Here is a 944-nt window from a genome sequence, read left to right as displayed (position 1 = left end):
ACCGGCCGCCCTCGCGGGGGATCGGCTCCAGGCCGTAGTGCGCGACGAGGTCCTCGGGGGTCACCCGGGGAAGGCTACCTCCCGCCTGAGGAAGGCGAGTTGGGCCGTCTTCTCCGGCAGGTGGACGTCCGGCAGGTCGATCTCCGGGAGGGTGACGACCGGTCCGACCTCGAAGCCCTGGCGGAGGAAGCGGGCGAGGGCCTTCTCGTTGCGCACGTCCGGATCGACCACGACCCGCCGCCGGTCCTGCCCCACCAGCACGTACGACGCGAAGACGGACATCAGCGCCGACGACCAGCCCGGCCGCGCGCCCCGTTCCCCGGCGGGCGCGAGCAGCACATGGACGCCGATGTCCCCGGGCTCGACCTCGTAGCACTCGCTGACACGGTCCTCCGACGGCTCGTAGGTCTGGAGTACGGCGACGGGGCCGCCGTCCAGCTCGACGAGGTAGGCGTGGTGGGTGTCGAGGCCGGCCATGTGGGCGTAGATCTCGGCGACCTGGTCCCGCGTCAGGCCGTTCATGCCCCAGAACGAGGCCCGTTCGGCACTGACCCAGCCGTGCAGGACCGCCGCGTCGGCCTCGGCGTCGACGGGCCGGATACGGACGGTGCCGAAACCCTCGGCCTTCTCCTCATGGACGTAATGGACGTGGTGGACGTACGCGTCAGTCATCGCTCTCGCTCTCCTTCGTCAGGTGCGCCCAGTCGGTGACGACCGGGGCCAGCTCGCCCGTGAGCCAGAGGGGGAGCTGATCGTGGTGGTGGGGGCTGTCGGGGTGGCCGGAGGCGCCGTGGGGCACGATCCAGCGGCTGTCCTCGCGGCGGGCCAGGTCCCAGACGTAGCGGGCGGCCGGGCCGCGGGCGGCCAGGTCGGTCCAGCCGGGCACGGCCGAGGTGCACAGCACGCAGTCGTGGTCGCCGGAGAGGGCGGGGGCCTCCTCGGAG

At 72.7% G+C, this 944-nt stretch carries 2 protein-coding genes; both read right to left on the bottom strand.

Features of this window, described 5'->3' with window-relative positions:
* Positions 1-60: 60 nt before the first annotated feature.
* Positions 61-672 carry a GNAT family N-acetyltransferase gene (locus tag BZL64_RS38780; RefSeq protein WP_086773555.1) on the bottom strand — a complete coding sequence of 204 codons (612 nt, stop codon included), beginning with the start codon at positions 670-672 and terminating at the stop codon, positions 61-63.
* Positions 665-944 (bottom strand): penicillin acylase family protein (locus tag BZL64_RS38775; RefSeq protein WP_143663483.1); only part of this gene is annotated, 280 nt, incomplete at its 5' end. The genes BZL64_RS38775 and BZL64_RS38780, both read right to left, overlap by 8 nt.

This window comes from Streptomyces bobili, from assembly GCF_002154575.1.
Classification (GTDB): Bacteria; Actinomycetota; Actinomycetes; order Streptomycetales; family Streptomycetaceae; genus Streptomyces; species Streptomyces bobili.
Note: the sequence above shows the minus strand (reverse complement) of the source record. Positions and strands in the feature narration are given on the sequence as shown.

Coding starts and splice junctions, on each gene's coding strand:
- BZL64_RS38780 (WP_086773555.1), bottom strand. CDS start 672: ATGACTGACGCGTACGTCCACCACGTCCATTACGTCCATGAGGAGAAG.